1 protein-coding gene is annotated in these 3,885 nt (G+C 73.2%); it reads left to right on the top strand.

Features of this window, described 5'->3' with window-relative positions; translation table 11 throughout:
* Window positions 1-3,885 (top strand): condensation domain-containing protein (locus QK444_RS33830; RefSeq protein ID WP_282786089.1); only part of this gene is annotated, 3,885 nt, incomplete at both ends.

Below are 3,885 nucleotides of genomic sequence, written 5' to 3'. Positions count from 1 at the left end.
CGTCGGCTCACCTACGGCGAACTCGACGCCCTCTCGGATCGCCTGGCGCACCGGCTGATCGCCGCGGGTGCCGCGACCGGGGTGCGGGTGGGTCCGGAAACACCTGTGCTGCTGGCCCTCCCGCGCTCGGTGGCCGCGGTGGTCGCCGTCTGGGCGGTCACCAAGACCGGGGCCGCCTTCGTACCGCTGGGCACCGCGCTGCCCGGTGATCGCGTGCTGCGGATCGCCGGGGAGTGCGATGCGCGCCTGGGCCTGACGGTCGCGGAAACGCTTCCGGGACTCCCAGGTTCGGTCGGCTGGCTCGTGCTGGAAGCCGATTCCGGCGAACCAGTCGAGGTCGCGGGGGATGGCCCGGAGCCGCAGAGTCGGGGGTCGCGGGGTGGGGAGTCGCAGAGCGCAGTATCGCGGGGTGTCGAGCCACAGGGTGGGGAGCCGCAGGGCTCGGAATCGCGGGGTGTTGAGCCGCTGGGCGCGGAGCCGCAGGGTGGGGAGCCGCACGATTCGGGAGCGCAAGGCGTGGAGCCGCGGGGCGTGGAGTCGCAGGGGCCGCTGTCCCGCGCCCGCATCGACAATCCCGCCTATCTCGTGTTCACCTCCGGGTCGACCGGCGTGCCCAAGGGCGTGGTCGTGACCCACCGAGGCCTGGCCGGCTTGGCCGCCGCGATCGTCGACGCCTACGACGTCACCCCGGGCTCGCGGGTATTGCAGTGTCTCAACCCGAGTTTCGATGCCGCCGTGCTGGAATGGCTCCAGGCGTTCGCGGCCGGGGCGACGCTCGTGGTCGCCGACGCCGATCCGGTGCTCGGCGGTGAGATGGCGCGCATCGTGCGCGAATACGGTGTGACACAGGTGTGTTCGACGCCCGCCGTGCTGGCCACCTTGAAGCCCGATGCCCTGGACGGGGTGCGGGCGGTGTCCACCGGCGGGGAGCCGTGCCCGCCCGAACTGGTGGCGCGCTTCGGCCCCGGGCGGCGGCTGCTGAATTCGTACGGCCCCAGCGAGACCACGGTGGCCGTCACCTACACCGACGCCCTGCTGCCGGGCGTGCCCGCGGGCCTCGGCGACCCGATTCCGGGGGTCGGGATGCTGGTATTGGACCGACTGCTGCGCCCGGTCCCGATCGGCGTGGTCGGTGAACTGTACGTGGCCGGTGCGGGCGTGGCGCGCGGTTATGCCGGGCGGCCGGGGCTCACCGCGCAGCGTTTCGTGGCCGCGCCGTCGGGCGAACGCGTCTACCGCACCGGCGATCTGGTGCGTTGGAGGGCCCCCGGCGTCCTGGAGTACGTGGGGCGCGGCGACTTCCAGGTGAAGCTGCGCGGGATGCGGATCGAACTCGGTGAGATCGACGCCGTGCTGGACGCCCACCCGGGCGTGGAAATCGCTGTGACGGTGGCGCGCCCGGTCGGCGCGGGCACCGCGCTGGCATCCTATGTGGTGCCGGTGGCGGGCGCCCGGATCGGTGAGCCGGAATTGCTCGAGCATGCCGCGCGACGCTTGCCCCCGTACATGGTGCCCGCCACCGTCACGGTGCTGGGCGCGCTGCCGCTCACCGGCAACGGCAAGGTCGACCGCGCGGCCCTGCCGGAGCCGGTGGTCGCCCCGCCGGTGCGGCGGCGCGCGGCGGCCAGCGAGGCCGAGCGCCTGCTGTGCGCATTGTTCGGTGAGGTACTGGGTTCTGAGCCGGTGGATCCCGACTCCTCCTTCTTCGCCCTGGGCGGCGATTCGATCATGGCCATCGGCCTGGTGTCCCGCGCCCGCGCCGCCGGACTGGTGTTCTCCGCGCGCGACATCTTCGAACACCGCACCCCCGCCGCCCTGGCCGCCGCCGCGCACCGGACTTCCGATGGGCCGCATCGCCTTCCGGAGCTGCCGGGTGGGGGAGTGGGCCGCATGCCGCTCACCCCCATCGCCGCCTGGCTGCTGGCACGTCCGGGCTGGGAGCGCTTCGCCCAGTCCATGGTGGTGCGGCTGCCCGTCGGCATCGAGTCCGCGGCTCTGGTCCGCACGGTGCAGGGTCTGTTGGACCGGCACGACATGCTGCGCGCCCGGGTGGTGGAAGCGGTGGCGGGTCCGCTGCTCGAGGTGGCGCCGCCGCAGCTGGCCGACGCCGAGCAGTTGCTGACCCGGGTGCCGTGCGGCGATCCTGATCCGCGCGTCGACCGGGAACTCGCCGAGGCGGTGCGGCGGCTCGATCCGCGCGGCGGCCGCATGCTCGCACTGACCTGGCTCGATCCCGGCCCGACGGCGTCGGGCCGTCTGATCGTGGCCGCCCACCATCTCGCCTGCGACGCCGTCTCCTGGCGCATTCTGCTGCCCGATCTCATGACCGCCTGGTCGCGAACCTGCACCGGACATGCCGCCGAGCTGCCGGAGACCGGAACATCCGTGCGCACCTGGGCGCATGTCCTGCACGCCCTGGCCGTCGATGAGGACGCGGACGGGCTGCCGGAGGGGTTCGCCGAACGGTTCGGCGGTCTCGACCACTGGCGTGCCGTCCTGGCCCCGGACCCGGTCCTCGGTCGCCGTCGGCTCGACCCGGCGGTGGATACGCATCGGACCGCGGGCCGGATCCGCGTGGAGTTGCCCGAGGCCGAGACCGAGGTGCTGCTCACGCGGGTGGCGGCAGCCTACCGCTGCGGCGTGGAGGAAGCGCTGCTGGCGGCACTGGTGCTGGCGCTGGCGCGGTTCCGCGCGCGCCGCGGGCGGCCCGATGCCGAGACGGTGGTGACCGTGGAGCGGCACGGCCGGGACGAGGCCGTCGCTCCCGGCGCGGAGCTGTCGCGGACGGTCGGCTGGTTCACCCGGCAGGTGCCGCTGCGGATCGGGCCCGCCGCGGAAACCGTTGCGGCGGTGGTGAAGACCGTCAAGGAGCAGGTGCGCTCGGTACCCGCGGGCGGTGTCGGCTACGGTCTGCTGCGATATCTGAACCCCGCCGGGGGCGACCTCGCCGCGCTGCCGGAGCCGCAAATCGGCTTCAACTATCTCGGTCGGATTCCCGGTGCCGCCGTCGAGGCCGACTGGATGCCGGTGGGGATGACGGATCGGCTGGGCGGGCACGCGCATCCGGATATGCCGCTGGCCGCGGTGCTGTCGGTGGACGCCGCCGCCCTGGTGACCGAGCGGGGCACCCGACTGCACGCCGTCTGGCAGTACGCCTGCGCGGCCATCGACCACGAGGCCGCCGACGAACTCGCCCAGGACTGGCTGGCGGCGGTGACCGAGATCGCGCGGCGGCTGACCGAGCCGGAGACGGGCGGCCGCACGCCGAGCGACCTTTCGCTGGTCGCTACCACGCAGGCCGAGATCGATTCCTGGGAGGCGCGTTTCGGCCACCTGGACGATGTGTGGCCGCTGACGCCGCTGCAACGCGGCCTGCTGTTCCAGGCGCAGCTCGCCCCGGACGGGCTGGACGGCTACTCGGTGCAGGCCGTCATCGATATCGAGGCCGAACTCGATCGTGATCGGCTGACCGCCGCGGCCGCCGCCCTGGTGCGCCGCCATCCGGCCCTGCGGGCGGCCTTCGTGCAGACCGCGGAAACGGCTGTGCAGGTGATCGTCTCGGACGTGGAGGTGCCCTGGACCGAGCTGGACGCGCACGGTGCCACCGACGCCGAACTCGACGAGCTCGCGGCACGGCAGTTGCGCATCCCGTTCGAGGTGGATCGCCCACCGCTGCTGCGCTTCGCCGGTATCGCGGTGGCCCCGAACCGGTTCCGGCTCGTCATCACCAACCACCACCTGATTCTCGACGGCTGGTCCATGCCGCTGCTGTTCGGTGACCTCGTCGCCCTCTACGAAACGGGTGGCAGCGACACCGGATTCGCGGAGCCGCCCGCGCCGCGCCACTATCTGGAATGGCTCGCCGCCCGTCCACGCGACCCGGCC

The organism is Nocardia sp. CC201C (assembly GCF_030010695.1).
GTDB classification, from domain to species: Bacteria; Actinomycetota; Actinomycetes; order Mycobacteriales; family Mycobacteriaceae; genus Nocardia; species Nocardia otitidiscaviarum.
Note: the sequence above shows the minus strand (reverse complement) of the source record. Positions and strands in the feature narration are given on the sequence as shown.